This window comes from Streptomyces sp. NPDC107498 (genome assembly GCF_055582805.1).
The window spans coordinates 20,510-47,110 of the sequence record NZ_JBVJPE010000005.1 but is presented as its reverse complement, the minus strand read 5'-3'; the positions used below and the strand labels follow the sequence as shown (position 1 = coordinate 47,110).

Here is a 26,601-nt window from a genome sequence, read left to right as displayed (position 1 = left end):
CGCCGCGCCCCGTCGCGGGCGCCGCCCCGGGGTCAGACCGAGAGCACCGTCCTCAACTGCTCCAGCCCCCAGTCCAGGTCCTCCTTCGAGATCACCAGCGGCGGAGCGATCCGGATCGTCGACCCGTGCGTGTCCTTCACCAGGACCCCGCGCTCCATCAGCTTCTCCGAGATCTCCCGGCCCGTGCCCCGGGACGGCACGACGTCCACCCCGGCCCACAGCCCGCGCCCCCGCACCGCCTCCACCGCGCCGCCGCCCACGAGCAGCCCCAGCTCGGCGTGGAGGTGCTCGCCCAGCTCCGCCGCCCGCTCCTGGAACTCGCCCGTCCGCAGCATCGCGATCACCTCCAGGGCCACCGCGCACGCCAGCGGGTTCCCGCCGAACGTCGACCCGTGCTCGCCCGGCCGGAACACCCCGAGCACCTCGCGGTCGGCCACCACCGCCGACACCGGCACCACCCCGCCGCCCAGCGCCTTCCCCAGGACGTACACGTCGGGCACCACGCCCTCGTGCTCGCACGCGAACGTCCGCCCCGTCCGGCCCAGTCCCGACTGGATCTCGTCCGCCACGAACAGCACGTTCCGCCGGCGCGTCAGCTCCCGCACCCCCGCCAGATAACCGGCCGGCGGGACCAGGACCCCCGCCTCGCCCTGGATCGGTTCGAGCAGCACGGCCACCGTGTTCTCGGTGACCGCCGCCTCCATCGCCGTCAGGTCCCCGTACGGCACGATCTCGAACCCCGGCGTGTACGGCCCGTAGTGGTCCCGCGCCTCGTGGTCCGTCGAGAAGCTCACGATCGTCGTCGTCCGGCCGTGGAAGTTGTTCGCCGCCACCACGATCTTCGCGTGCCCGTCCGGCACGCCCTTCACCTCGTACCCCCACTTCCGGGCGGTCTTCACGGCCGTCTCGACCGCCTCCGCCCCCGTGTTCATCGGCAGCACCGCCTCCTTGCCGCACAGCTCCGCGAGCCGCGCGCAGAACTCGGCGAACCGGTCGTGGTGGAAGGCCCGCGAGGTCAGCGTCACCCGCTCTAGCTGCGCCTTCGCCGCGTCGATCAGACGGCGGTTGCCGTGCCCGAAGTTGAGCGCCGAGTACCCGGCGAGCATGTCGAGGTAGCGACGGCCCTCGACGTCGGTCATCCAGGCGCCGTCCGCCGAGGCGACGACGACCGGAAGGGGGTGGTAGTTGTGCGCGCTGTGCGCGTCCGCGGAAGCGATCGCCTCTTCTGTCCTCGACACGGGATCTCCGTTCGTCCTGCGGCTCGGGGGGTGGCTCGTCCCCAGGGGGCTGTGGCCCCCTTCTTATCGTCGCTCGGATGCCGGACGGGGAAACCTCGGCGTCGGCGCGCCCGCTACTGTGGGGACACGCACGGCGACTGGCGCACGGGGAAGCGACCCCGGGGGAGCCGCGCGCGCTCCACCACACGAGGTGCCGCCCGCCTGGGCATCACGGGATCCCGGTCCCGTGCGCACCTCAGCCCCGGGACCGTTCCGCCGAACGCCCGGAGGACACCGCATGACCGTCCCGCAGCAGCACCCCGCACTCGCCGCCGCCGACCCCGAGCTCGCCGCCCTCGTCGGCGCCGAGGAACGGCTCCAGGCCGAGACCCTGCGCCTCATCCCCAGCGAGAACTACGTCTCCGCCGCCGTGCTCGAAGCCTCCGGCACCGTCCTCCAGAACAAGTACAGCGAGGGCTACCCCGGTCGCCGCTACTACGAGGGCCAGCAGAACGTCGACCGGGTCGAGACCCTCGCGATCGAGCGCGCCAAGGCCCTCTTCGGCGTCGACCACGCCAACGTCCAGCCCCATTCCGGCTCCCCGGCCAACCTCGCCGTCCACCTCGCCTTCGCGCGGCCCGGCGACACCGTCATGGGCATGGCGCTGCCGATGGGCGGCCACCTCACCCACGGCTGGGGCGTCTCCGCCACCGGCACCTGGTTCCGCGGCGTCCAGTACGGGGTCCGCCGGGACACCGGCCTCATCGACTTCGACCAGGTCCGCGACCTCGCCCTCGAGGAACGCCCGAAGATCATCTTCTGTGGCGGCACCGCGCTGCCCCGCACCATCGACTTCGCCGCCTTCGGCGAGATCGCCCGCGAGGCCGGCGCCGTCCTCGTCGCCGACGTCGCCCACATCGCCGGCCTCGTCGCCGGCGGCGCCCACCCGTCCCCGGTCGGCCACGTCGACGTGATCTCCACGACCACCCACAAGACCCTCCGCGGCCCGCGCGGCGCCATGCTGATGTCCACGGAGGAGCACGCCAAGGCCCTCGACAAGGCCGTCTTCCCCGGCCTCCAGGGCGGCCCCCACAACCAGACCACCGCCGCCATCGCCGTCGCCCTCCGCGAGGCCTCCCTGCCCTCCTTCCGCGACTACGCCCACGCCGTCGTCGCCAACGCCGGGGCCCTCGCCGAGGCGCTCCTCGCCCGGGGCTTCGACCTGGTCTCCGGCGGCACCGACAACCACCTGATCCTGATCGACCTCACCCCCGAGCGGGTCCCGGGCAAGGTGGCGGCCAAGGCGCTCGACCGGGCCGGCATCGTCGTCAACCACAACACCGTCCCGTACGACCCCCGCAAGCCCTTCGACCCCTCCGGCATCCGCATCGGCACCCCCGCCCTCACCTCCCGGGGGCTCACCACGGAGCACATGGCGCAGGTCGCCGAGTGGATCGACCGCGCCGTCACCGCCGCCGGCACGGGCGACGAGGACGCCCTCCGCACGGTCCGCGCCGAGGTCGCCGACCTCATGGCCGCCCACCCCGCCCCCGGCCTCCCGGTCTAGCCCGGGCCTCCCGGTCCCGCGCTCCCGGTCCCCGGGGGCGCGGGACCGTCGGCCGCGCCGTGTTCCCGGTCTCACCGAAGACGGTGCCCGCCCGTGCCCGCCCGTGTCCGACCGCGTTCCCGCGATCCCGGCGGACGGCAGTCGGGATCGCTCCCCACACCTGAGAGAATGATGTGCATGGCCTCTGACAGTCCCCGCGTGCTCTCCGGAATCCAGCCCACCGCAGGCTCGTTCCACCTCGGCAACTACCTCGGCGCCGTCCGCCAGTGGGTCGCCCTGCAGGAGACCCACGACGCCTTCTACATGGTCGTCGACCTGCACGCGATCACGGTCCCGCAGGACCCCGCCGAGCTGCGCGCCAACACCCGGCTCGCCGCCGCCCAGCTGCTCGCCGCCGGCCTCGACCCGGAGCGCTGCACCCTCTTCGTCCAGAGCCACGTCCCCGAGCACGCACAGCTCGGCTGGGTCATGAACTGCCTCACCGGCTTCGGCGAGGCCTCCCGCATGACCCAGTTCAAGGACAAGTCCGCCAAGCAGGGCGCCGACCGCGCCACCGTCGGCCTCTTCACGTACCCGATCCTCCAGGTCGCGGACATCCTGCTCTACCAGGCCCACGAGGTCCCGGTCGGCGAGGACCAGCGCCAGCACATCGAGCTGACCCGCGACCTCGCGGAGCGCTTCAACGGCCGCTTCGGCGAGACGTTCACGATCCCCAAGCCGTACATCCTCAAGGAGACGGCGAAGATCTACGACCTCCAGGACCCGACGATCAAGATGAGCAAGTCGGCGTCCACGCCGAAGGGCCTCATCAACCTCCTGGACGACCCGAAGACCACCGCGAAGAAGGTCAAGAGCGCGGTCACCGACACCGACACGGTGATCCGCTTCGACCCGGAGCACAAGGCCGGCGTCTCCAACCTGCTCACCATCATGTCCACGCTCACCGCCACGTCCGTCGCGGATCTGGAGAGGAGCTACGAGGGCAAGATGTACGGCGCGCTGAAGACGGATCTCGCCGAGGTCATGGTGGACTTCGTCACGCCGTTCCGGACCCGCACCCAGGAATACCTGGACGACCCGGAGACGCTGGACTCGGTCCTGGCCAAGGGCGCGGAGAAGGCCCGCGCGGTCGCCGCGGAGACGCTGGCGCAGACGTACGAGCGGATCGGTTTCCTGCCCGCCAAGCACTGAGTCCAAGGACCCTGGCCGAAAGGGCGGTGCAGGCCGCACACTGGCGCTGCACCACCCGTACACATTTCGACGGACGACGGAGGAGAACGACGTGGGGACCGTAACGCTCGGCGTTTCGATCGCGGTCCCGGAGCCCTACGGCAGCCTGCTCCAGGAGCGGCGCGCCGGCTTCGGGGACCCGGCCGCGCACGGCATCCCCACGCACGTCACCCTGGTCCCGCCGACCGAGGTCCCCGAGGAGCGGCTGCCGGAGATCGAGGCCCACCTCGCGGACGTCGCCGCCGAGCACCAGCCGTTCCCCGTGCGCCTCCGGGGCACCGGCACCTTCCGCCCGCTCTCCCCGGTCGTCTACGTGAGGCTGGAGGAGGGCGTCTCCGCCTGCCACCGCCTCCAGCACCGGATCCGCGACGAGGCCGGGCCGCTGGTGCGCGAGCTCCAGTTCCCGTACCACCCGCACGTCACCGTGGCGCACGGCATCTCCGAGGAGGGGATGGACCGGGCGTTCGAGGAGCTCGCCGGGTACGAGGCGGCCTGGACCTGCCGCTCCTTCGCGCTCTACGAGCAGGGCCCGGACGGGGTCTGGCGGAAGCTGTACGACTACGAGTTCGGCAGCGGCCGCCCGATCGCGGCCGTCCCCGCCCAGGGCGGCAGCCCGGTCGACACGCCGACGCCGACGGCCTGACCCGCCGCCCGGGCCCCGGGCGCCGCGCCTCACGCCCGCCGCCCAGGCCCCGGCGCCGCGCCTCACACCGGCAGGCGCCGGAACAGCGGCCTCGGCACGTGCCGTACCGCCGCCGTCACCATCCGCAGCGACCCCGGCACCCACACCGTCTCCGAGCGCCGCCGCAGCCCCAGCTCGATCGCGCCCGCGACCTCCTCCGGGGTCGTCGCGAGCGGCGCCTCCGCGAGGCCCGCCGTCGCCCTCGAACGCACGAACCCGGGCCGTACGACCATGACGTGCACGCCCGTGCCGTGCAGCGCGTCCCCCAGGCCCTGCGCGAACGCGTCGAGGCCCGCCTTCGACGAGCCGTAGATGAAGTCGGCGCGGCGCGCCCGCTCGCCCGCCACCGACGAGAGCACCACCAGCGAACCGTGCCCCTGCGCCTGGAGCGCGCCCGCGCACACCAGGCCGGCCGAGACGGCGCCCGTGTAGTTGGTCTGCGCGACCCGGGCGGCGGCGACCGGGTCCGACTCGTCGCGCGCCTGGTCGCCGAAGACCCCGAAGGCGAGCAGCACCATGTCGACGTCGCCCTCCGCGAAGACCTTCCCGAGCCGCTCCTCGTGCGACCCGGTGTCCAGCGCGTCGAAGGGCACGGTGCGCACGTCCGCCCCGAGCGCGCGCAGCGAGTCGGCGGCGGCCGTGAGCGCGGGGGAGGGGCGGCCGGCCAGCCGGACCACGCGGGTGCGGCGCGCGATCAGCCGGCGGGCGGTGGCGAGCCCGATCTCGGAGGTGCCGCCGAGGACGAGCAGCGACTGCGGGGCACCGAAGGCGTCCTTCACGTGAACTCCTGGATTTCCTGGGGGGCCCGGGGGCCCTGGAGACCGAGACGGCGGGCGAGGTCCGAGGTGAAGACGGACCGGGGGTCGAGCGCCGCGCGCAGCGCCCGGAACTCGTCGAGCCGGGGGTACATCACGGCCAGGTTCTCCGGCCGGACCCGGGAGTCCTCGGCGAGGTCGACCCGGCCGCCGGCGCCCATGACCTCCTCGTCGAGCGCGTCGAGGAAGCGCCCGAGCCCGGGCAGGCCGGCGGGCAGGCCGAGGGAGAGGGCCCAGCCGGGGAGGGGGAAGGAGAGCGGGCCGGGGCCGCCCGCGCCGAACCGCTGCAGGACGGCGGGGAAGGAGGGGCAGCGCCGGTCCGCGATCCGCCGCACGATCCGCCGGAGGGCGTCCTCCTGCCCGTACGGGACGACGAACCGGTACCGGACGAAGCCCGCGGGCCCGTGGATCCGGTTCCGGTGCGGGACGCGGTCGAGGGGGTGGAAGAAGGCCGGCAGCGACTGGAGCCGGCCGGTGGCGGCGCGGGGGGTCCCGCGGTACCAGAGCTCGTTGACGAGCCCGACGGACGTGCGGCCGAGCAGCCCGCCGGGGACGTACGGCGGCGGTGCGGGCAGCCGCCCCGGCCGGAAGTCCAGCGGTGTGCGGCGGGCCCGGTGGCGGCGGGGCAGCGCGTCGTACGGGACGTGGTCGCCGCGGGTCAGGACGGCGCGGCCGGTGGCGGCGCCCCGGGCGAGCAGGTCGATCCGGGCGACGGAGTAGCGGTACCGGCGGTCACCGTCGGCGAGCCGGGCCATCAGCTCGTCGAGGCCGGGGACGCGCTCGGCGTCCACGCGCATCAGGGAGGTCTCGACGGGCAGCAGCCGCAGGGTGGCCGAGAGGATCACGCCGGTCAGGCCCATGCCGCCGGTGGTGGCGTCGAAGAGCGGGGTCCCGGGCAGCACGGTGCGGATCTCCCCGTCGGCGGTGAGGAGTTCGAGCGCGGTCACGTGCCGGCCGAAGGAACCCGAGACGTGGTGGTCGCCGCCGTGGACGTCGGCGCCGATCGCGCCGCCGACGGTCACGTACCGGGTGCCGGGGACGACCGGGACGAACCAGCCGAACGGCACCAGCGACTCCATCAGCCGGTGCAGGGTGACGCCCGCCTCGCAGACGACGAGCCCGGCGGTGGTGTCGACGGCCAGGATCCGGTCGAAGCCGGTCATGTCGAGGACGGTGCCGCCGGCGTTCTGCGCGGCGTCGCCGCACGCGCGGCCGAGACCGCGGGCGACGACGCCCCGGTGGCCGCGGGCGAGGACGGCCTCGACCGCCTCGGCGTACCCGCGGGGCCGGTGCACGCGCGCGAGGGTGGGGGCGGTGCGGCCCCAGCCGCTGATCGCTTCGCAGTCCTCGTCCGGGACGCGGGTCTCGACAGCCATGGAGCTGACCGTATAGCCGGATATGGGGCTTATGACGGCATTACGGGGCGGCTCGTCGGAACGGATGCCCGAAGGAAGGCAGGGAGCGCGAGAAGCGCGGTGAGAACCGGGCAGGGACCTCCACGACCCGGGACCGCCCGCGCCCGTACGGGATGTCGGTCGCGGATCCCCGCGCCCCGGCGGGGGATTCTCGTGTCCGGGGGATCCAAGTGACCCGAGTGGTCCGACGGCGCGAGGAGCAGACGTACGACATGGACTGGCTGACCGGACTCCCCGTCATCGGCCCGTGGATCGCCCGCCTCATGCGGACCCACGGCTGGCACGCGTACGAGACCCTCGACGAGGCGCACTGGACGCGGCTCGCCGCCGCGATCACCTTCGTCTCCTTCATCGCGCTCTTCCCGCTGATCACGGTCGCCGCCGCGATCGGCGCCGCGCTCCTCACCGACGACCAGCTCGGCACCATCGAGAAGAAGATCGGCGACCAGGTCCCCGGCATCTCCGACCAGCTCGACATCGGCGGTCTGGTCGCCAACGCCGGCACCATCGGAATCGTCGCCGGAGCCGTCCTGCTCGTCACCGGCATCAGCTGGATCGGCTCCATGCGGGAGTGCCTGCGCGCGGTCTGGGGGCTCGACGACGTCGAGGGCAACCCGATCCTGCTCAAGGGCAAGGACGCGCTGGTCCTCCTCGGCCTCGGCGGCGTCGCGCTCGGCTCGCTCGCGGCCTCCTGGCTCGGCTCCACCGCCGTCGGCTGGAGCGCCGACCGGCTCGGCGTCTCGGGCGGGGGAGCGGGCGGCATCCTGCTCCAGGTGGCCGCCGTCCTCGTCGCCGTCGTCGCCGACTTCCTGATCCTGCTGTACGTGCTGACGCTGCTGCCGGGCGTCGAACCGCACCGCCGCGACCTCGTGACGGCGGCACTGATGGGCGCGGTCGGCTTCGAGCTGCTGAAACTGCTGCTCGGCGGCTACATGAAGGGGGTCGCGGCGAAGTCGATGTACGGGGCGTTCGGCGTCCCGGTCGCCCTGCTCCTCTGGATCAACTTCACCGCGAAACTGCTGCTCTTCTGCGCGGCCTGGACGGCTACGGAGTCACCTCGGAAGGGCCTTTCCGATCAGGAGCCGGAGCCTCCCCCGACGACCCCTCCGGGGACTCCACGGACTCCGCCGACTCCTCCGAGGACGGGGAAGGGTGCCGACGGGCCGCCGCCCCGGCCGGCGGCCAGCGACGGTTGACCAGGAAGACGCCCGCGGCCAGGAGGACGAGGACGCCCCCCGCCACGGCCAGTGCGATCCCCACCCCGCCGGCCCACCCGGCGGGAGCGGCCGCGTGCACCGGCTTCTGCGGGACCTCCTTCCCGGGCGCCGGAGCCGTGACCTCCTTCACCTCGGGGGACGCCGTCCGCGCCGAGAGCGGCGGCACCAGCTCGCCCACCGGCGTCACCTTCCCCGAGGCGGCGAAGCCCCAGTCGAGCAGCCGGGCGGCCTCCCGGTAGACCGCGTGCTGCTCCTCCGAGGAGGGGTTCATGACGGTGACGAGCAGCACCTTGCCGTTGCGCTCGGCGACCCCGGTGAAGGTGGCGCCCGCGTGCGTGGTGTTGCCGTTCTTGACCCCGGCGATGCCCTGGTACGGGGCGACGCCGATGTCCCCGGTGAGGAGCCGGTTGGTGTTCTGGATCTCGAAGGTCTCGCGCTTCTTGCCCGGCTTGGCCTCGCCGGGGAAGGAGGCGCGGGCCGTGGCGGCGTACGTGCGGAAGTCCTTGTTCTGCATCCCGTCGCGGGCGATGAGCGTCAGGTCGTACGCGGAGGAGACCTGGCCCGAGGCGTCGTAGCCGTCCGGGGTGACCACGTGGGTGTCGAGGGCCTGGAGCTCGACCGCCCGGTCGTTCATGTCCTGCACGGTCTGCCGGAGACCGTTGTTCATGCTGGTCAGCACGTGCACGGCGTCATTGCCGGAGCGGAGGAAGACGCCGAGCCACAGGTCGTGGACGCTGTAGGTCTGCTTCTCCTTGATGCCGACCAGGCTGGAGCCGTCCCCCATCCCGGCCAGGTCCGCGGTGGTGACCAGGTGGTTCTGCGCCTTGTTGGAGAACTTCGGCAGCAGGGTGTCCGCGAAGAGCATCTTGAGCGTGGAGGCCGGGGCGAGCCGCCAGTGCGCGTTGTGCGCGGCGAGGATCTGCCCGCTCTCCGCGTCCGCGACGATCCAGGAACGCCCGGACAGCTCCTTCGGCAGCACCGGAGCACCGGGGCCGAGCCGCACCTGCGTCCCCGGCGTGCCGAGCAGGGCGCCGCCGACCTTGGACATCACGGCGGGAGGCTTGGGCTGCTTTTCCTTCCCGTCCTTCCCGTCCGCGTGAGCCGCGGGCGCGGCGGTGACGAGCGGCAGGAGCACAGCAGCGGCGACCGCCCAAGCGGTCTTCTTCGAAGCAGACACGGTCGAGAACGTACAGGTACGCACAACCGATCCGAACCCCGGCAGGCGGTTCACCCGCGCTCGTCCACCCGGACGCGGGGCTCGGGAGGCCGACGGTGATACGGGGGTCATGAAGCTCAGCCGCCGCGTCTCCTGGTTCCTGCTCGCGTTCGGGGCGTGGAGTTGGTTCATCTGGGTCACTTTCCATAGGCAGCCGACCTGTACGGCTTCAATGACAGAGAAGATCAGGTGAGAGACCTCGGCCCCCTTCGTTTCGCCGTGGGAGCCGAGCAACCGCACACGGTGCGGGCGGCCGTCCACGCCCGACAGTCCACGGCGCGCCCCGACTCGTCCGAAGCGCAGACGGCAGTCGGCGAGGCGTTGGCGGCGAGCCGAGGGCGGGAGGTCGTTCACGCCTTCAAAGACGTCGGTCGGCCCGGTGGGGATCCACACGCCATCCGCCCGGATTCGAAGACCTCATGTCCGCTGTCCGCGCGGGCGAGATCGACAAGGAGTTCAAGGAGTACGGAGTCCGCTTCGTCTCGGTCCTCGAACCGTTTCCCGACACGTCGAACCCGATCGGCGCCGCGATCTTCGCGCTGGTCGCGGCACTCGCGAAGCAGGACGGCGACATCAAGGCGGAGCGCCTGCGCGGAGCCGAGGACGAGAAGCGCGGGACCGGGGCGCATCTCGAACACGTCAGGAAGTCCATCGCCGAACTTCAGGCCGATCGCAAGGCGGGGCTCTACCGTGGGCGGGGCGAGCCGGCCGCGTGGCGCGCGGCGATGACGCAGTACCGGACCTTCGAGGACCGGTGCACGGTCAGGTCGGGAGAACTGGACGAGCAGGCCACGGCAGCGATCCGGGTTCCCTCGGACTGGTTCGAACCGGGCGAGGACCCCTTGGGCGCCGGCTCCCCTCGGGCGGCGTGGGGCGTGTGCGAGCGGCGCGAGTTCCTGGACCTCTTCCTCTCCGGCGTCTCCGTCGGCCCCGGCCGGGGCCCGGAGTCCCGCAAGTACCTCGCGATCGAGGAACGCGTGACGCTCCACTGGCGGCACCTCGGGACGGATGAGGACCGCGAAGACGACGAGGAGACGCCAGCCGCTCGGCCGCTGACCGGCCCACCAGCGCCGAGGCGTGCGACAAGCTGAGCGCCGTCGTGGAGAGCGACCCCGTGGACGGGGCCTTACTTCTTGCTGGCGCGCACCCCGCGCAACCCGATCACGCCGACTGCCGTCCCCAGGATGAACGACGTGACGGCCAGCAGCAGGTGGACCCAGAAGTACGGCGTCGGGTCGCCCGCGTCGTCGAAGGCGAGGCCGCTCCCGTCCTTCCAGAGGTTCTTCGCGAAGGTCACCCAGATCACCCAGGACCAGACGCCGAACGCGAGCAGGAACCAGGAGACGCGGCGGCTGAGCTTCATGGGGGTGTCCTCCGGAGTGGGGTGGCCGTGCCCTGCCAGTATCGAACGGGCCTGCCCCGATCTTGCGGCTGGGTCTCTGTACGCTGGTGGTCGGCTGCTTGTGGATCACTTTCGTCAGAAACCCGGGGAACGACGGGAGCGGCCTCGCCCTCGACGACGCGGGCGACCCGACGGCCTGCTTCCGGGTTCATCTGCTGCTCGCCGTCACGTCCTTCGTCCTGGGGACGGTGATCGGTGTGATCGGGTTGCGTGGGGTGCGCGCCGCGCGCCGCGCGGACGCCTGGAAGAGGGGTCCCGGGGGCGTGGTCGTCGTCTTTCTGCTGGTCCTGGTCGTGGTGCTCGCGCTGCTCGGGGCGGTCCACTGGTACGTGTGGCGGCGTCTCGTGCGCGACGTCACGGTGGCCGGGAGCCTCGCGCGCCGGCTCGGCACGGCCGTCGTCGTGGCCCTCCCGCTGCTCTCGCTCGCGGCCCTGGTCTCCTCGCGGGCGGGCGCGCCCTTCCGGCTCCAGCAGGCGGTCGCCTGGCCGGGCTTCCTCTGGCTCGCCGTGCTCCTGTACCTGGTCCTGGCCCTGGTCGTCGGCGAGGCCGTCCGGCCGCTCCTGCGCGCCTGGACGGAGCGCCGTGCCGCCGCCGACGCCCCGGCGGAACCCGTGCCCGCGGACGTCCCGGCGGAGCCCGTGCCCGCGGCCGAGCTCCCGGAGGGCGTACCCGCCGCCGAGCTCCCGGAGCCCCCGCCCGTGCCCGCGGGGGGACCGCAGGGGGCGGATCCCTCCCGGCGGCTGTTCGTCTCCCGGGTCGTCGGGGGTTCCGCGGCCGCCGTCGCCGTCGGGACCGTCGGGTACGGGACGTACGGCGTGCTGCGCGGGCCCCGGGTCAAGCGGGTCACCGTGCCGCTGGCCAAGATCCCGCGCGCCGCGCACGGTTACCGGATCGCCGTCGTGTCCGACATCCACCTCGGGCCGATCCTGGGCCGCGCCCACACCCGGCGCATCGTGGACACGATCAACGCCACCCAGCCCGACCTGATCGCGGTCGTCGGCGACCTCGTCGACGGGACCGTCCAGAACCTCGGCCCGGCCGCCGAGCCGCTCGCCCGGCTCCGGGCCCGGCACGGCTCCTTCTTCGTGACCGGCAACCACGAGTACTTCTCGGGCGCCGACGCCTGGGTCGACCACGTCCGCGAGCTCGGCCTGCGTCCGTTGCGCAACGCGCGCGTGGAGGTCCCGGCCGGCTTCGACCTCGCCGGCGTCGACGACGTCGCGGGGGAGAGCGAGGGGCAGGGCCCCGACTTCGCGCGGGCCCTCGGCGACCGCGACCGGGCCCGCGCCGCGGTGCTCCTCGCGCACCAGCCGGTCGTCGTCCACGACGCCGTGCGCCACGGCGTGGACCTCCAGCTCTCCGGGCACACCCACGGCGGCCAGCTCTGGCCCGGCAACTACCTCGCCGAGCTCGCCAACCCGACCGTCGCCGGCCTGGAGCGGTACGGGGACACGCAGCTGTACGTCTCGCGGGGCGCGGGTGCCTGGGGGCCTCCGGTCCGGGTCGGGGCGCCCTCCGACATCACGGTCGTCGAACTCGCCTCGAAGCAGGCCTGACCGGCGCGTCACTTCCCGCGCCGAGCCCGGTACGTGCTGCTCGTCGACTTGAATGCGCACATCCCGGACATATGCCCGGCATGTGAAAGTCGCCCCTTCCGCATGTGAAGACCGTGTGATGGGATGCAGCCATCGCGACGTTTTTCCGGGGGCCGTCGCATCCGGGGCGGCACCGAAAAAAGGAAGCACGGCAATGCGGTCGACGGTCCGTCTGCGGATCCTCCTCACTTGTGGAGTACTGGTGGCCGCCGGAGCAGGGGGCTGGCGCCTCCTGCCCTCCGACGGCGTCCGGACCGATCCGATCACCGTCGGCACGACCGACGAGGTCACTTCGCTCGACCCGGCCGGCGCCTACGACGCCGGCTCCTGGGCGATGTACAGCAACGTCTTCCAGTCGCTGCTGACCTTCAAGCCGGGCCTCACCCAGCCGGTCCCGGACGCCGCCGAGAGCTGCAAGTTCATGGGCGCCGAGCTCACCACCTACCGGTGCACGCTCCGCGACGACCTCACCTTCGCCAGTGGGCGCAGGATCACCGCCGAGGACGTCGCGTACTCCTTCGAGCGCATGCTGCGCATCAAGACCGACGTCGGCCCGCAGCCGCTCTTCCCGACCCTGAGGAACGTCTCGGCCGAGGGCCGCACCGTCACCTTCCACCTGAGCGGCCGCGACGCCACGTTCCCGCTGAAGGTGGCCACGGGCGCCGGTTCGATCGTGGACAAGGACCGCTACCCGGCCGACAGGCTGCGGAAGGACTCCACGGTCGACGGCTCGGGCCCGTACGTCCTCAAGGAGTACAAGGAGGGCGAGTCCGCGCGCCTGGAGCCCAACCCGAGGTACAAGGGCGCCGTCACCAGGACCGGTCACACGGTCCTGGTGAAGTACTTCGCCCAGTCCGAGGGCCTCGCCGACGCCTGGAAGGCGAAGGAGGTCCAGGTGACGCACCGGCAGCTCCCGCCGAACTTCCTCGCGACCCTGGAGGGCGAGGACGGGACCCGGATCACCGAGGCGGAGAGCGCCGAGATCCGCAACCTGAACTTCAACGTCCGGCCCGGCTCGCCCATGGCGGACAGGGCCGTACGGCAGGCCGTCGCCGCGGTCCTCGACCGCCCGGCGATCACCGAGGGCGCCTACAAGGGCACGGTCGAGCCGCTCTACTCCCTCATCCCGCAGGGCTTCGTCGGCCACAGCACCGCCTTCTTCGACGTCTATCCGGAGCCGAGCCGGAAGAAGGCCCGGGAGCTCCTGAGGGACGCCGGGATCAAGACGCCGGTGGCGTTCACCCTCGGCGTCCGCAAGGACGCCACCTACGTCGCCGAGGCCGCCGAGATCAGGCGGCAGCTGGACGAGACCGGCCTCTTCGACGTGAAGGTCCTCGAAGTCGACTGGAAGAGCTTCCAGAAGGGGTACGCGAAGGGCGGTTACGACGCCTACCCCGTCGGCTGGCTCCCCGACTTCCCCGACTCCGACAGCTTCACCGCCCCGCTCGTCGGCACCGAGAACACCCTGCACAACGGCTTCTCCAGCAAGCGGATCGACCGCCTGATCGCCTCGACGCAGCAGTTCGGCGACCGGGGCCGGGCGACGAACGACTTCAAGGAGATCCAGAACGAGGTCGCCGTCGACGTGCCGCTCGTCCCGCTGTGGCAGAAGAAGGACTACGTCCTCTCCACGGAGGCGGTCACCGGCTCCCAGTACCTCTCGGACGGCACGGGCATCTGGCGCCTGTGGGAACTCAACTGGATCTGACGGGCCCTAGGGGGCGTCCTGCGGCTTCGGGGCCGTCCGCTTCCCGGGCTTGCCCGAGGCCGCCATCCCGGCCGCCGTCGGCATGAAGTCGGTGAGCAGTTCGTGCGTCTCCTTGACCAGCGGGCGCAGGATCCGGAAGCGGGAGAGCGAGATCGCGCGGGCGGTGACCGGCGCGAGGCGCTCCACCAGGCGCCGGCTGTTCGCCGCGCCCTCCGAGCGGTCGTACACCCAGAACAGCACCAGCCCCATCTGCTGGAGCCAGAGCAACCGCGGGAGCGCTTCCCTCAGTTCCGGGTCGACCTTGACCGAGGCGCCGGAGATGACCCGCCGGTGCACCTCGATCGCCGCCTCGCGCGGGCCCTCCGACTCGGGGGAGAAGGGGCTGAGCGGGCTGTCGGGGTCGGCGGCGTTCTTGAAGAACTGGGCCGCGAACTCGTGGTACGGCTCCGCGATGTCGAGCCAGCCGAGGTAGACGCCGCGGATCCGGGCGGTCAGGTCCTTCTCGGGGCCGGCCAGGATGGGCTCGACGGCCGCCTGGTGCTCCTCGGCGATCCGGTCGTAGAAGCCCTGGACGAGGTGCTCCTTGGAGGAGAAGTAGTAGTACGCGTTGCCGACGGAGACCCCGGCCTCCTGGGCGATGGCCCGCATCGTCGTCTTGTCGTAACCGCGCTCCCTGAACAGCCGGAGCGCGGTTTCGAGGATGAGCGTGCGGGTCTGCTCGCTCTTGGGGGCCTTCTTCTCTTCCGTCACGGAGCCGAGCCTAACGGGGCGGACCGGGCGCCTCGCAGCGCCCGTCCCCGCAGGGCCCGTCCTCCCGTGCCGGCCCCTTGAGGGCCTCGCGCCACCTCGCGGCCGCCAGGACGGTCACCCGGGCGAAGGGCCGTCCGGCGGGGGTCGCCAGCCAGTGGGCCCTGGGCCGGTGGTCGGCCAGGGCCCAGAGGCAGACGATCCAGGCGGAGGTCTCGCGGTAGACCTGGCCCCGGTCCCCGATCACGGTGATCTCCCGCAGGGTGGCGGTGTGGTCGAGGGCCGGGAAGAGGCGCCGTGCCTGCTGCGAGCCGGCCGGTACGAAGTCGAGCGGGACGAGCTGCCGCTGGCGCATCAGCCAGTGCCTGAGGTGCACGCAGAGCGGGCAGTCGGCGTCGTACAGCACGGTCAGACGTCCCACGGGGGTCGTGGGGGCCGACATCGCGGTCAGCCCTGGGGCGCGGGCGGGGCCCAGGGGCCGCTCTTGGGCGTCGTGGTCCAGCCCTGGGGGCCGACCGGCGGGACCTGTTCGCGCTCCATGACCCCGCGGCGGCGGATCTTGTTGAGCACGTAGACGTTTCCGAGGTGCATCACGCCGAGGACGAGCAGGACCACTCCGAGCTTGACGGAGAGGGCCTCGAAGAGGGCCCGGGCGTCGACGACGGCGGCGTCCTGGCTCAGGTAGAGGGCGACGAAGCCGAAGTTGACGAGGTAGAAGCCGACCACCAGGAGGTGGTTGACGGCGTCCGCGAGCTTCTCGTTCCCGTGCAGGACGTCGGAGAGGAAGATCCTTCCGTTGCGGCTGAGCGTGCGGGCGACCCAGATGGTGAGGGCCACGCCGATCAGCAGGTAGACGATGTACGCGACGACAGTGAGGTCCATGCCCCACCCTCCCTTGAACGCGTTCAAAAGCTGGCGGTCATGACTGTAGACCCCTTCTTGAACGTGTTCAAGTCCTGGGGCGGAGGGGTGGTCCGGCCGTTTCCCGCCGCTTGGGGTCGGGCGGGTGACGCCCCCTCATGACCTGGCCGGCACCGGCCCCTCGACCGTCCTCCTACTGCACTCCGGGCTCTGCGACCGCCGGATGGGGGACGGGCGGTTCCCCGCGCTCGCCGAAGCGGGACACCGGGGCGTCCGCTGCGACCTCCGCGGCTTCGGCGACAGCCCCGTCGACGCCCCGCACGCCCACGCCGAGGACGTGCGCGAGCTCCTCGACCACCTCGGCGCCGAGCGCGCCGTCGTCGGCTCCTCCTCCGGCGGCCGGGTCGCCCTCGAACTCGCCGCCCGCCACCCCGGACGCGTCTCCGCGCCCGCCCTGCTCGCCTCCGGCGTCCCCGGCACGGCGCCGAGCGACGAGCTGCGCGCCCGGGGGCCCGCGGGGACGCGCTCCACGAAGCGGGGACCTCGACGCGGCCGTCGAGCTCAACGTCGACACCTGGCTCGGCCCCGGGGCCGGGGAGGCCGCCCGCGCCCTCGTCCGGGAGGGACGGCGGCGCGCCTTCGGCCTCCGGCTCGCCGCCCCCGAGGAACACCACCCCGTCGCTCCCGAGGTCACCCACGACGACCTCGCCCGGATCCTGGTCCCCGCCCCGGAGCGCCCGGAGGAGACCGCCCGCCTGCTCGTCGCCTTCCTCGCGGACGAGCCCCACCGGCCGGAGGCCTCCTGAGACCCGTCCGGCGGATCGCGGCCGGAGGTCCTAGGCGAACCGCCTCACCCCCGGCACCAGTGCCGTCCCCGCGCAGCACCCGCCCACCACCACCGCGGCGACCAGGAGCGGTGCCCGCGGACCCCAGGTCGCGGCGGCGAGCGGGGCGAGGGCGTACCCCAGGGGCATCGCGGCGAGCGAGAGCAGCCAGTCGTACGAGGTGACCCGGGCGAGCGCGTGGGCGGGCACCGCGCGCTGGACGGCGGTCTCCCAGACGGGGGAGAGGAAGCCGAGCCCCGCCTGTGCCAGCCCGTACGCCGCGATCGTCACCGGCGCGGGCGCGGCGAGGGCGAGCAGCACCAGCGGCAGCGCGTACGTGGCGAGGCCGAGGTTCGCGGTCAGGACCGGGCGCCGGGGGTGGATCCGGTCGGCGAGCAGCGTCCCGAGGAGGAAGCCGACGGCGCCGACCTGGAGGAGGACGACCCAGGTGGTGCCGCCGCCGAGCCGCTCCACGGCGATGGCGGGGCCGAGGGTCATCAGGACGGCCGCGGCGCCGTTCCAGGCGCTGTGGCCGATGAGGCTGGCCCAGTACCAGTCCCGGGAGCGGACCTCCTGCCAGCCCTCGGCGAGGTCGGCGCGGAGCGAACGGCGCGGGATCGGGACCCGCTTCACCCGGACGGCGGCCAGGAGCAGGGCGCTGACGGCGAAGGTGGCCGCGTCCAGGACGAACGCCCAGCCGGCGCCGACGGTCAGGACCAGGGTGCCGGCGAGCGCGGGGCCCGCGAGGCGGGTGGCGCTCTGGGCGACGCCCATCGCCGCGTTGGCCCGGTGCAGGCCCTCCTCGGGCACCGTGCCCTTCACGAGCGGTGAGCCGGTCGGCATGGCGAAGGCTCCGGCGGCGCCGCCGAGGGCCTCGGCGACCGCGAGGACGGCGAGGCCGGGGGAGCCGCCGAGCAGCTGGACGCCGACGAGGAGCTGGGTGGCGCAGCGTACGAGGTCCGTGGTGAGCGCGACCGCACGGGCGTCGAAGCGGTCGCCGACGACGCCTCCCAGCGGCAGCAGGAGCAGCTTGGGGACCATCGCGCAGCCGAGGACCAGGGCGAGTGCCGAGGTGGAGCCGGTGGCCTCCAGGACGGCGAGGGCGAGGGCGGCGGGAATGGCGGCGTCCCCGAGGAGGGAGAGGGCGCGGCCCGTGAAGAGGAGGCGGAAGGAGCGGGTGCGCAGGGGGTGGGGGACGGGTGGGGGTGCGTCGGTGCGCACGGGGGCGACGGGCATGGGCCGCAGGGTATTTCGCTGCCGAATAATTCGTCAACGAAATACTTCCCGGGAGAACGGCGCCCCGCCGACGTACGATCACCCCATGGCGCACCCCGAGGAACCGCGTGCCCCCCGCGAACCACACGCACCGCTCGAACACCGCGAAGCCCGTGAACCCCGCGAACCACGCGACTGGACCGACGAGCACGTCGACCGCTGGCAGCCCGTCCTGCCCGGCCTCGACCCCGTCGTCGAAGGCGCGGTCACCCGGATGAAGAAACTCTCCGTCCATCTGCGCCGGGTCAGGGAGCAGTCCCTCGTCGACTTCGACCTGGAACGCCACGAGTTCGACACCCTCCACAAGCTCGCGGGGCGCGGCGGCACCGCCGCCCCCTCCGAACTCGCCCAGGACCTCGACCTGGCCCCCGCCTCCGTCTCCGGGCGCCTCGACGCCCTGGAGAAGCGCGGTTTCGTTCGCCGCACCCAGTCCACGACCGACCGCCGCCGGGTCGTCGTCGAACTCACCGCCTCCGGCCGCGAGACCTGGCTCGGCGCGATGGACGTCCTCGGCCACGAGGAGGAGCGGCTCCTCGGCGTCCTCACCCCCGAGGAACGCGGCCTGCTCAACGGCATGCTGCGCCGCGTCATGGTCGAGGCGGAGGCGGGCGGCCCCACCCACTCCTGGCACGCCTGAGCGCCCCCGTCGGCGCCCGCTCCGCACTCGGGGACGGCCCCCTACAGGACGAAGGGGGTCACACGCTCAGCGAGCGCGCGTAGTTGAGCTGCCCCATCACCCAGTGGATGGTGTCCGGGCCCGTCGCCGGGATCATCGTCGAGTGGTGGCGGCCGCCGCTGGTCACCGTGACCTGGATGAAGCCCGTCGTGGTCTTCTCCTTCATCAGCAGGAACAGCAGGCCGAGCAGACAGAAGAGGAAGAAGATCACCGCGAGGACGATCGCCACGGTGGGCATCTTCTCCTCGGTCCGCGACATGTCCATCGCGTTCCACACGGCGCCCTTGAGGGGCATGTTGCCGGCCGGCGTGACGATCTGGTCACCGATCACGGTGATGTCACCGAGGCTCAGCAGCGGCGCGCCGCCGCCCATCGGCGCGTGCTGCGGCGGCACCGGCACGCCGCCCGGCAGGGTCGGCTGGTAGGCGGGCGTCGCCTGCGGGTACCCGTACCCGGGCGTCGCGTCCTGCGGGTATCCGTACGCCGGGCCCCCGGGCGCCCCGCCCTGCTGCCCCGGCCCCCACTTGTACTCACCGTCCGCGTAAGGGTTCGGCTCGCTCATCTGTCCCCGATTCTCTGTGCGATGGAAAAGCCCGCGTGCAAGGGAAAAGCCCGCTTCTGCACGCCGCAGCGTACAGAAGCGGGCTCTCCCGCCGCGCCGGTGTCAGAAGCGACGCGTGATCAGCGCGCGCTTCACTTCCTGGATGGCCTTCGTGACCTCGATGCCACGCGGGCACGCGTCCGTGCAGTTGAACGTCGTGCGGCAGCGCCACACGCCGTCCTTGTCGTTCAGGATCTCCAGGCGCTGCTCGCCCGCCTCGTCACGCGAGTCGAAGATGAAGCGGTGCGCGTTGACGATCGCGGCCGGACCGAAGTACTGGCCGTCGTTCCAGAAGACCGGGCAGGACGACGTGCACGCGGCGCACAGGATGCACTTGGTGGTGTCGTCGAAGCGCTCGCGGTCCTCGGCGGACTGCAGGCGCTCGCGCGTCGGCTCGTTCCCCTTGGTGACCAGGAACGGCATGACGTCCCGGTACGCCTGGAAGAACGGCTCCATGTCCACGACCAGGTCCTTCAGGACCGTCAGGCCCTTGATGGCCTCGACCGTGATCGGCTTCTCGGGGTTGATGTCCTTGATCAGCGTCTTGCAGGCGAGCCTGTTCTTGCCGTTGATCCGCATCGCGTCCGAGCCGCAGATGCCGTGCGCGCACGAGCGACGGAAGGTCAGCGTGCCGTCGACGTCCCACTTGATCTTGTGGAGGGCGTCGAGCACGCGCTCCTTCGGGTCGATCTCGATCTGGAAGTCCTCCCAGACCGCGGCGTCCGACACCTCGGGGTTGAAGCGGCGGATCCGCATCGTGACCGTGATGTACGGGGAGGCGGCGGAGTCCTTCTCCACCTTGTCCAGTACGGGGGTAGCCATCAGTACTTACGCTCCATCGGCTGGTAGCGGGTCTGGACGACCGGCTTGTAGTCGAGACGGACGGTCTCGGAGCCGTCCTCGCCGACCTCGCGGTACGCCATGGTGTGGCGCATGAAGTTGACGTCGTCGCGGTTCGGGTAGTCCTCGCGGTAGTGACCGCCGCGGGACTCCTTGCGCGCCAGGGCCGAGACGGCCATGACCTCGGCCAGTTCGAGCAGGTTGCCCAGCTCGATGGCCTCCAGGAGGTCGGTGTTGAAGCGCTTGCCCTTGTCCTGGATGGACACGTTCGCGTAGCGCTCGCGCAGTTCGGCGATCTTCTCGACGGCCGTCTTGATGGTCTGCTCCGTGCGGAACACCATCACGTTGGCGTCCATCGTCTCCTGGAGCTCACGGCGCAGGTCGGCGACCCGCTCGTTGCCCGTGGAGTTGCGGAGCCTCTCGATCTGCGCGACGACGAACGCCTCGGGGGCCTCCGGCAGCTCGACGAAGTCGGCCTTGGCGGAGTACTCGGCGGCGGCGATGCCGGAGCGCTTGCCGAAGACGTTGATGTCGAGCAGCGAGTTGGTGCCCAGACGGTTGGCGCCGTGCACGGAGACACAGGCGACCTCGCCGGCCGCGTACAGGCCCGGGACGACGGTGGTGTTGTCCGAGAGGACCTCACCCTCGACGTTGGTCGGGATGCCGCCCATGGCGTAGTGCGCGGTGGGCTGGATCGGGATCGGGTCCGTGTACGGCTCGATGCCGAGGTACGTACGGGCGAACTCGGTGATGTCCGGGAGCTTGGCGTCGAGCTGCTCCGGCGGGAGGTGCGTCAGGTCCAGGTAGACGTGGTCGCCCTCGGGACCGCAGCCGCGGCCCTCGCGGATCTCCGTGTAGATGGAGCGGGAGACGACGTCACGGGACGCGAGGTCCTTCATGACCGGCGCGTACTTCTCCATGAAGCGCTCGCCGTCCTTGTTGCGGAGGATGCCGCCCTCACCGCGGGCGCCCTCCGTCAGCAGGATGCCCATGCGCCAGATGCCCGTCGGGTGGAACTGGAAGAACTCCATGTCCTCCAGGGGCAGGCCGCGGCGGTAGCAGGCGGCCTGGCCGTCACCGGTCAGGGTGTGCGCGTTGGAGGTCACCTTGAAGAACTTGCCGGTGCCGCCGGAGGCGTAGATCACGGCCTTCGCCTGGAAGATGTGGATCTCGCCGGTGGCCAGCTCGTAGGCGACGACGCCCGCGGAGTGCTTCACACCGTCGACCTCGGTGATCAGCTGGTCCAGGACGTAGAACTCGTTGAAGAACTCCACGCCCTCCTTGACGCAGTTCTGGTACAGCGTCTGGAGGATCATGTGGCCGGTGCGGTCCGCGGCGTAGCAGGACCGGCGGACCGGGGCCTCGCCGTGGTTGCGGGAGTGACCGCCGAAGCGGCGCTGGTCGATGGTGCCGTTCGGGGTGCGGTTGAACGGCAGGCCCATCTTCTCCAGGTCGAGGACGGCGTCGATGGCCTCCTTCGCCAGGATCTCGGCGGCGTCCTGGTCGACCAGGTAGTCACCGCCCTTGACCGTGTCGAAGGTGTGCCACTCCCAGTTGTCCTCCTCCACGTTCGCCAGCGCGGCGGCCATGCCGCCCTGCGCGGCGCCCGTGTGGGAGCGGGTGGGGTAGAGCTTCGTCAGCACGGCGGTGCGGCTGCGCTTCGTCGCCTCGATGGCGGCGCGCATGCCGGCGCCGCCGGCGCCGACGATGACGGTGTCGTACTTGTGGATCTTCATGACGTGGATTACCTCAGCCCCGTGCCTAGCGGATGTTCGGGTCGAAGGTGAAGATCACCAGCGTGCCCAGAAGGATGGTGAACACCGTGGCGGTGTACAGCAGGCCCTTGAGCCACAGGCGCGTGTTGGCCCGCTCCGCGTAGTCGTTGATGACCGTGCGGAGGCCGTTGGCGCCGTGCAGCATGGCGAGCCAGAGCATCAGCAGGTCCCAGACCTGCCAGAACGGGGAGGCCCAGCGGCCGGCCACGAAGGCGAAGCCGACCTTGCTGACGCCGCCGTCCAGGAAGAGCTGGATCAGCAGGTGGCCGAGGACCAGGACGACGAGGACCACGCCGGAGAGGCGCATGAAGAGCCACGCGGCCATCTCGAAGTTGCCCCGGGTCGCGCGCGGGGTCCTGCCCGTGCGCTTGCGGGGGGCCTCGATGTACGGCGCGGGGTTGTCCACGTCGTAGCGCGGGCCGCCCTCGACGGGTCCGATCGCGGAGGTGGTGTCAGTCGACATGTCTGGCGTCAGCTCCCGAACAGTTCACGTGCGGCGTGGCCGAGGACGGGGTAAAGGGAGCCCGCCATCAGCACGACCCAGATGCCCACGACGGTCCAGAGCATCTGCTTCTGGTAGCGCGGGCCCTTGGACCAGAAGTCCACGGCGATGACCCGGAGGCCGTTCAGCGCGTGGAAGAGGATGGCGGCGACCAGGCCGTACTCCAGAAGAGCGACGATCGGCGTCTTGTAGGTCGCGACGACCTCGTCGTACGCCTCGGGGGAGACGCGGACGAGAGCGGTGTCCAGCACGTGTACGAACAGGAAGAAGAAGATGAGGACGCCGGTGACTCGATGAGCCACCCAGCTCCACATTCCTTCCCGGCCGCGGTACAGCGTTCCAGCCGGCACGGAAAAACCCTCCGGGAGCGGGGATCGGGGTCGGCCGGCTTCTCTGTCGGTCTGACCCGGCCGGGTACGGTCCACCGGCCCCGGTCATCGTAGCGACGACTCGTCGGTTCGCTCGCCCGGGGTCCATCGGTGTGATCAAACAGGCACGGACGGGCTATCGCACAGACCCGAATCGCCGCATTACGGACGACATCACGGCCCGGAGTGTCGCGGTGTGAGCCCTTCGGCCAGTCGGAAGGCCAGTCGGGCGCGGGCGAGCCGGCGGAGCTCCTCGGCGGCGACCACCCGCTCCTCCTCCGCTTCGTTGCCGAGACGTGACCGGATACCGGCCAGTAACTGGTCGAGGCGCTCCTCGGGGCGGACTCCGTCGAGGCTGATCACGAACGCGTGTCCGAATCTGCTCTCGTACGCGGCGTGGGCGGCCCGCAGCGCCGTCCGGGCGGCGGGCGGGGCGTCCGGGTGGGGCGGCGCGGAGGACTCGGCGGCCAGGGCCTCGTCGAGATCGGCGCGGGAGAGGTCGTACCCGGCCTCGTCGGCGGCGGCGAGGAGGGCGTCCGCGGTCGGGTACGGGCGGTGCGCCGCCACCCGTTCGGCCCAGCGCGTGCTGCGGCAGCAGGAGAGCAGCAGGGTCACCGCCTCGGCGGGCGCGGCCGCGTTGAATCCGACGAGACCGCCGGTGTGCCGTGAGGGGGTCTGCTGGGCGGGTATGCCGGGGGTGTCCACGGAGCCCGGCTTCCGGCAGGGGGCGTGGGTGTCGCTGGTCAGCGTGGACTCCGGTGCTCCGGGACGGATGGGGTGGGCGTGACGCAACGTTATCGACGGGATGGGGGAAGTGTCCGACGGATGCGCGATTTTCACCCGGAAGGGAGAGTTTCGGAACAGATGACGGACGATCGGCCTCCGCTCCGTCGACTGGTCGGACCGCCGTCCTTGCGGGAGGATTCCGAGTGATGCGGTATTCCCCACGAGGGCCCCGCCCGGGCCCCGCCCTCCTGGCGACCGCGGTGGCGCTGGCCGCCGTGGCGGCCTGTTCGAACGGTTCTCCGTCAGGTCCGCCCTCCGGCCCGTCCGCCACGGGCGCGTCCGCGAGCGCCGCACCCACGAGCGCCGCGCCGCCTCCCAGCCCCACGCCGACGCCGCCCGCGCCCACCCCCACGAAGACCCACCCCCTCTCCACCGCGCCCCGCACCGTCCCCGCCGTCCGCGCCCACGAGGCCGCCCGCGGCCCCGGCTGGAAGCCCGCGCCCACCGGCGGGGTCGTCCTCGCCGCGAACAGCGGGGCCCTCGCCGACGAGGGGCGGCTGCTCGCCGGGGAGCTCGGCATCCCGTACCGGGGCGCCGCCGCGGCCGGGCCCGGGGACGTCGAACTGGCCCTCGGCGGGACGGGCGCCCCCGAGTCGTACACCCTGACGGTCACGGGCGGCCGCGCCCGGATCGCCGGCCCCGACGAGGCCGGGGTCTTCTACGGCACCCGCACCCTCAAGCAGTCGGTGAAGGCCACCGGCGCCGTGCCCGAGGGGACCGTCACCGACCGGCCCGCGAAACCGCAGCGCGGACTCATGCTCGACATCGCCCGCAAGCACTTCACCGCCGCCTGGATCGAGGACCGCATCCGCGAGATGAGCGACCTGAAGCTCAACCAGCTCGGGCTGCACTTCTCCGACGACCAGGGCTTCCGGATCGAGTCCTCCAGCCACCCCGAGGTCGTCTCGGCCGAGCACCTCACCAAGGCCGAGGTCCGCCGGATCCTCGCCCTCGCGGCGAGCCGCCACGTCACGGTGATCCCCGAGATCGACTCCCCGGGGCACCTCGGCGCGGTCATCGCCGCCCACCCCGGGCTCCAGCTCGTCAGCGCGAGCGGCCGGACCCCGCGCGGGACCGTCGACATCGCGAACCCGGACGCGGCGAAGATCGTCGACGAGCTGCTGCGCGAGTACACCGGGCTCTTCCCCGGGGCGTACTGGCACCTCGGCGGCGACGAGTACGTCGCCCTGATGTCCAAGGACCCCGAGGCGAGCTACCCGAAGCTGGCGCGGGCCGCGGTCGCGAAGTACGGGCCCTCCGGCCGCGTCCAGGACCTCGCCACCGGCTGGCTCAACGACCGCGCGGCCGTCGTCCGCCCCACCGGCAAGACCCTCAAGGCCTGGAACGACGGCTTCTTCACCGGCGGGGTGGTGGGCCCGGACAAGGACCTGCAGGTCGAGTACTGGACGGGCCGCGAGATCGGCGCCCGGCTGCCCGTCTCCTACCTGAGCGAGGGTCGCAAGCTGGTCAACCTCAACGACGACTACCTCTACTACATCCTGGGCGAGCCCAACGATTTCCCGTACCCCACCGGCCGCCGGATCTACGAGCAGTGGACCCCCCGCGTCCTGCGCGGTTCCACCCCGGTCCCGGCGAAGTACGACCCCCAGATCCTCGGTGGCCGGCTCGCGGTCTGGTGCGACCTGTCACGGGCCCAGACGCAGGCCCAGGTGGCGGCCGGCATCCGCCTCCCGATGGCGGCCCTCGCCCAGAAGGTCTGGGACCCGAGGCCCCCGGCGCTGACCTGGGCGCAGTTCAGGGCGCTGGCGTCGACGGTGGGCTGATCGGAAGTCGCTAGCAGATCGCCGGCGGTGCGACTACTGCTGTCGCATGGCCACTCTCTACGCGCGAGACCCGTCCGAGGAAGCGCTGACCGAGCTGAAGATACGGGCCGCCCGCAAGCGGCGGTCCCTGCAGGCGTACGCGCGGACCCTGCTGGAGCAGGAGGCCGCGACGCCGTCGCTGGAGGACGTGCTCGACCGGATCCAGGGCCGGGTGACGGCGCGGCTCACCACGGAGGACGTGCTCGACGAGATCGACCGGGGAAGGCGCCGCGAGTGATCGTCGTCGACGCCGGTGCGTCGGTCGTGCTGCAGTCCGACGCGGGGCCGGTCGGTACGGCGCTGAGGAGACGGGGGAGGGGGGCGTCTGCTCGCCCCGCACCTCGTGGACGGCGAGGTGACGTCCGCGCTCCTGGGAAGGCATCGCGGCGGCAAGCCGACCGACCGGGAGCCGGACGATGCCTGTACGGCGTTCGCCGAACTCCCGCTGCGCAGGCCGGAGCACCTGCTCCTGCTTCCGCGCGTGCGTGAGCCGTACGCGAACCTCACTCCGTACGACGCGCTGTGCGTCGCCCTCGCCGAGGGCTACGACGTGCCGCTGGTGACGGGCGACGGCCGGATCGGGGACGGCGCCCGGGCCACTCGGGCCACGTGCCGGGTCGAGGTGTTCGGCGAGAAGACGCACGGGGAGGCGTAAGGTCCGCCACCTCCATTTTCGTCGTGGACGCGATCGGTCCGGATCGCGTACGTTCCCCCGGCGGCGGCCGAGCGGTCGCCGCACGTTCCTGGGGGGAACCCGTTGCTCACGCTCAAGAATCCGAGCGGCCTCGCGAGGGCCGTCGTGGCCCTGCTGGCCGGAAACATCTTCTTCGACGTCCTGCTCGGTCTGATCGAGGCCCGCTGGCTGATGGCCGACGCGATGCCCTACACCTTCGATCCGGCCGTGTTCGGTCCGGTCGATCTGAACGCGGCCCACAACCTGCAGGTCATGGTCTTCACGGCGACCGTCGTCGTCTTCATCATCTGGTTCCACCGACTGCGGAAGAACGCCGAGGTCTGGGCCGCTGATCTGCAGGGCCGGAAGCCCGGCTGGGCCATCGGCGGCTGGTTCGTCCCGATCGGCAACCTCTGGATCCCGCGGGTGATCGCCGTCGACATCTGGCGGGCCAGTCGCCGGCAGCCGTATGGCGCCGACGGTCCCGGGGAGCTGACCCTCCTGAACGCCTGGTGGGTGTTCTGGATCGCCGACTGGGTCGTGGGCAGGGTCGGCGCGCAGATGTACAAGCGTGCCGAGACGCCGGAGGCCTACGACACCGCCGCCGCCTGGGCCCTTGCGAGCTACGGCGTCAACATCGTCGCCGCCGTCCTCGCGATCCTCGTCGTCCGGCGACTGACCTCTATGCAGCACGCCAAGGCCACTGGCATGATTCCGGCCGCGCAGTGACGAAAAAGCGCCCCCCGGCGCAGTAGTGGAAGTACTGCGTCCGCATCGGGTGGCGAG

General features: G+C 72.1%; 26 protein-coding genes, 3 pseudogenes and 1 riboswitch. Of the genes and pseudogenes, 14 read left to right on the top strand and 15 right to left on the bottom strand.

The window, feature by feature from the left end:
- Positions 1 to 32: 32 nt before the first annotated feature.
- Positions 33 to 1,238, bottom strand: coding sequence for an ornithine--oxo-acid transaminase (gene rocD, locus ACZ66Z_RS10610; protein WP_469933611.1), 1,206 nt, complete (start codon positions 1,236 to 1,238; stop codon positions 33 to 35).
- A gap of 123 nt (positions 1,239 to 1,361) precedes the next feature.
- Positions 1,362 to 1,452: riboswitch (ZMP/ZTP riboswitch) on the top strand.
- Between the two features lie 63 nt (positions 1,453 to 1,515).
- On the opposite strand from rocD, the gene ACZ66Z_RS10605 reads away from it, so the two are divergent.
- From ACZ66Z_RS10605 to ACZ66Z_RS10595, 3 genes are all read left to right on the top strand, one after another.
- Positions 1,516 to 2,784 carry a serine hydroxymethyltransferase gene (locus tag ACZ66Z_RS10605; RefSeq protein ID WP_469933610.1) on the top strand — a complete coding sequence of 423 codons (1,269 nt, stop codon included), beginning with the start codon at positions 1,516 to 1,518 and terminating at the stop codon, positions 2,782 to 2,784.
- Positions 2,785 to 2,961: 177 nt separating this feature from the next.
- Positions 2,962 to 3,975 carry a tryptophan--tRNA ligase gene (gene trpS, locus ACZ66Z_RS10600; RefSeq protein ID WP_469933609.1) on the top strand — a complete coding sequence of 338 codons (1,014 nt, stop codon included), beginning with the start codon at positions 2,962 to 2,964 and terminating at the stop codon, positions 3,973 to 3,975.
- A gap of 91 nt (positions 3,976 to 4,066) precedes the next feature.
- Complete coding sequence (locus ACZ66Z_RS10595; protein WP_469933608.1) at positions 4,067 to 4,657, top strand: 2'-5' RNA ligase family protein; 591 nt, start codon at positions 4,067 to 4,069, stop codon at positions 4,655 to 4,657.
- A gap of 62 nt (positions 4,658 to 4,719) precedes the next feature.
- Here ACZ66Z_RS10595 and ACZ66Z_RS10590 read toward each other — a convergent pair whose 3' ends face one another.
- A complete protein-coding gene (locus ACZ66Z_RS10590) occupies positions 4,720 to 5,475 on the bottom strand; it encodes a decaprenylphospho-beta-D-erythro-pentofuranosid-2-ulose 2-reductase (RefSeq protein WP_469933607.1) in 756 nt (251 codons plus the stop codon).
- On the bottom strand, positions 5,472 to 6,887 hold the full coding sequence (locus tag ACZ66Z_RS10585; protein ID WP_469933606.1) for an FAD-binding protein: 1,416 nt from the start codon (positions 6,885 to 6,887) through the stop codon (positions 5,472 to 5,474). Before ACZ66Z_RS10585 ends, ACZ66Z_RS10590 begins: the two co-directional genes overlap by 4 nt.
- Before the next feature lie 251 nt (positions 6,888 to 7,138).
- Here ACZ66Z_RS10585 and ACZ66Z_RS10580 point away from each other — a divergent pair, with 251 nt between their 5' ends.
- Positions 7,139 to 8,122 (top strand): YihY/virulence factor BrkB family protein, encoded by a 984-nt coding sequence (locus tag ACZ66Z_RS10580; protein ID WP_469933932.1) that lies wholly within the window; start codon positions 7,139 to 7,141, stop codon positions 8,120 to 8,122.
- A 343-nt stretch (positions 8,123 to 8,465) separates the two neighbouring features.
- On the opposite strand, the pseudogene ACZ66Z_RS10575 reads toward ACZ66Z_RS10580, so the two are convergent.
- Positions 8,466 to 9,191: pseudogene (locus tag ACZ66Z_RS10575) on the bottom strand (D-alanyl-D-alanine carboxypeptidase family protein); the annotation flags it as partial.
- A 238-nt stretch (positions 9,192 to 9,429) separates the two neighbouring features.
- On the opposite strand from ACZ66Z_RS10575, the pseudogene ACZ66Z_RS10570 reads away from it, so the two are divergent.
- A pseudogene (locus tag ACZ66Z_RS10570) lies at positions 9,430 to 9,504 on the top strand (SCO4848 family membrane protein); the annotation flags it as partial.
- A 274-nt stretch (positions 9,505 to 9,778) separates the two neighbouring features.
- Positions 9,779 to 10,450, top strand: coding sequence for a recombinase family protein (locus ACZ66Z_RS10565; RefSeq protein ID WP_469933605.1), 672 nt, complete (start codon positions 9,779 to 9,781; stop codon positions 10,448 to 10,450).
- 35 nt (positions 10,451 to 10,485) lie between these two features.
- On the opposite strand, the gene ACZ66Z_RS10560 is transcribed toward ACZ66Z_RS10565, so the two are convergent.
- Entirely contained in the window at positions 10,486 to 10,722 is a 237-nt protein-coding gene (locus ACZ66Z_RS10560; RefSeq protein WP_469933604.1) for an SCO4848 family membrane protein, read from the bottom strand.
- A 98-nt stretch (positions 10,723 to 10,820) separates the two neighbouring features.
- Between ACZ66Z_RS10560 and ACZ66Z_RS10555 the strand changes: the two genes are divergently transcribed.
- Positions 10,821 to 12,317, top strand: coding sequence for an SCO4848 family membrane protein (locus ACZ66Z_RS10555; protein ID WP_469933603.1), 1,497 nt, complete (start codon positions 10,821 to 10,823; stop codon positions 12,315 to 12,317).
- Positions 12,318 to 12,510: 193 nt separating this feature from the next.
- Entirely contained in the window at positions 12,511 to 14,064 is a 1,554-nt protein-coding gene (locus ACZ66Z_RS10550) for an ABC transporter substrate-binding protein (RefSeq protein WP_469933602.1), read from the top strand.
- A 6-nt stretch (positions 14,065 to 14,070) separates the two neighbouring features.
- On the opposite strand, the gene ACZ66Z_RS10545 is transcribed toward ACZ66Z_RS10550, so the two are convergent.
- From ACZ66Z_RS10545 to ACZ66Z_RS10535, 3 genes are read right to left on the bottom strand one after another with little or no spacing between them, the layout of a single operon-like run.
- On the bottom strand, positions 14,071 to 14,814 hold the full coding sequence (locus ACZ66Z_RS10545) for a TetR family transcriptional regulator (RefSeq protein WP_469933601.1): 744 nt from the start codon (positions 14,812 to 14,814) through the stop codon (positions 14,071 to 14,073).
- A gap of 10 nt (positions 14,815 to 14,824) precedes the next feature.
- Positions 14,825 to 15,253, bottom strand: coding sequence for a thiol-disulfide oxidoreductase DCC family protein (locus tag ACZ66Z_RS10540; RefSeq protein ID WP_469933600.1), 429 nt, complete (start codon positions 15,251 to 15,253; stop codon positions 14,825 to 14,827).
- 5 nt (positions 15,254 to 15,258) lie between these two features.
- A complete protein-coding gene (locus ACZ66Z_RS10535) occupies positions 15,259 to 15,693 on the bottom strand; it encodes a hypothetical protein (protein WP_469933599.1) in 435 nt (144 codons plus the stop codon).
- 202 nt (positions 15,694 to 15,895) lie between these two features.
- On the opposite strand from ACZ66Z_RS10535, the pseudogene ACZ66Z_RS10530 reads away from it, so the two are divergent.
- Positions 15,896 to 16,093: pseudogene (locus ACZ66Z_RS10530) on the top strand (alpha/beta fold hydrolase); the annotation flags it as partial.
- Between the two features lie 415 nt (positions 16,094 to 16,508).
- On the opposite strand, the gene ACZ66Z_RS10525 reads toward ACZ66Z_RS10530, so the two are convergent.
- A complete protein-coding gene (locus ACZ66Z_RS10525; RefSeq protein WP_469933598.1) occupies positions 16,509 to 17,732 on the bottom strand; it encodes an MFS transporter in 1,224 nt (407 codons plus the stop codon).
- Between the two features lie 85 nt (positions 17,733 to 17,817).
- On the opposite strand from ACZ66Z_RS10525, the gene ACZ66Z_RS10520 reads away from it, so the two are divergent.
- Positions 17,818 to 18,408 (top strand): MarR family winged helix-turn-helix transcriptional regulator, encoded by a 591-nt coding sequence (locus tag ACZ66Z_RS10520; RefSeq protein ID WP_469933597.1) that lies wholly within the window; start codon positions 17,818 to 17,820, stop codon positions 18,406 to 18,408.
- 58 nt (positions 18,409 to 18,466) lie between these two features.
- On the opposite strand, the gene ACZ66Z_RS10515 is transcribed toward ACZ66Z_RS10520, so the two are convergent.
- From ACZ66Z_RS10515 to ACZ66Z_RS10490, 6 genes are all read right to left on the bottom strand, one after another.
- Positions 18,467 to 19,009, bottom strand: coding sequence for a hypothetical protein (locus ACZ66Z_RS10515; protein ID WP_469933596.1), 543 nt, complete (start codon positions 19,007 to 19,009; stop codon positions 18,467 to 18,469).
- Between the two features lie 102 nt (positions 19,010 to 19,111).
- The gene (locus ACZ66Z_RS10510) at positions 19,112 to 19,870 is read right to left on the bottom strand and encodes a succinate dehydrogenase iron-sulfur subunit (protein ID WP_030687532.1); all 759 of its coding nucleotides are present in this window, start codon (positions 19,868 to 19,870) and stop codon (positions 19,112 to 19,114) included.
- Complete coding sequence (gene sdhA / locus ACZ66Z_RS10505) at positions 19,870 to 21,624, bottom strand: succinate dehydrogenase flavoprotein subunit (protein ID WP_469933595.1); 1,755 nt, start codon at positions 21,622 to 21,624, stop codon at positions 19,870 to 19,872. Before sdhA ends, ACZ66Z_RS10510 begins: the two co-directional genes overlap by 1 nt.
- Before the next feature lie 25 nt (positions 21,625 to 21,649).
- Complete coding sequence (locus ACZ66Z_RS10500) at positions 21,650 to 22,126, bottom strand: succinate dehydrogenase hydrophobic membrane anchor subunit (RefSeq protein WP_030687527.1); 477 nt, start codon at positions 22,124 to 22,126, stop codon at positions 21,650 to 21,652.
- 8 nt (positions 22,127 to 22,134) lie between these two features.
- Entirely contained in the window at positions 22,135 to 22,515 is a 381-nt protein-coding gene (sdhC, locus tag ACZ66Z_RS10495) for a succinate dehydrogenase, cytochrome b556 subunit (protein ID WP_015035721.1), read from the bottom strand.
- A gap of 192 nt (positions 22,516 to 22,707) precedes the next feature.
- Positions 22,708 to 23,325 (bottom strand): 2-oxo-4-hydroxy-4-carboxy-5-ureidoimidazoline decarboxylase, encoded by a 618-nt coding sequence (locus tag ACZ66Z_RS10490; RefSeq protein ID WP_469933594.1) that lies wholly within the window; start codon positions 23,323 to 23,325, stop codon positions 22,708 to 22,710.
- Between the two features lie 140 nt (positions 23,326 to 23,465).
- Here ACZ66Z_RS10490 and ACZ66Z_RS10485 point away from each other — a divergent pair, with 140 nt between their 5' ends.
- The 4 genes from ACZ66Z_RS10485 (at position 23,466) to ACZ66Z_RS10470 (ending at position 26,544) form a co-directional block, all read left to right on the top strand.
- On the top strand, positions 23,466 to 25,103 hold the full coding sequence (locus ACZ66Z_RS10485; protein WP_469933593.1) for a beta-N-acetylhexosaminidase: 1,638 nt from the start codon (positions 23,466 to 23,468) through the stop codon (positions 25,101 to 25,103).
- Between the two features lie 46 nt (positions 25,104 to 25,149).
- Positions 25,150 to 25,380 (top strand): FitA-like ribbon-helix-helix domain-containing protein, encoded by a 231-nt coding sequence (locus tag ACZ66Z_RS10480; RefSeq protein ID WP_469933592.1) that lies wholly within the window; start codon positions 25,150 to 25,152, stop codon positions 25,378 to 25,380.
- Positions 25,381 to 25,497: 117 nt separating this feature from the next.
- Positions 25,498 to 25,797 (top strand): type II toxin-antitoxin system VapC family toxin, encoded by a 300-nt coding sequence (locus tag ACZ66Z_RS10475; protein WP_469933591.1) that lies wholly within the window; start codon positions 25,498 to 25,500, stop codon positions 25,795 to 25,797.
- A 102-nt stretch (positions 25,798 to 25,899) separates the two neighbouring features.
- Complete coding sequence (locus tag ACZ66Z_RS10470; RefSeq protein ID WP_469933590.1) at positions 25,900 to 26,544, top strand: DUF4328 domain-containing protein; 645 nt, start codon at positions 25,900 to 25,902, stop codon at positions 26,542 to 26,544.
- The last annotated feature ends 57 nt before the right edge of the window (positions 26,545 to 26,601 follow it).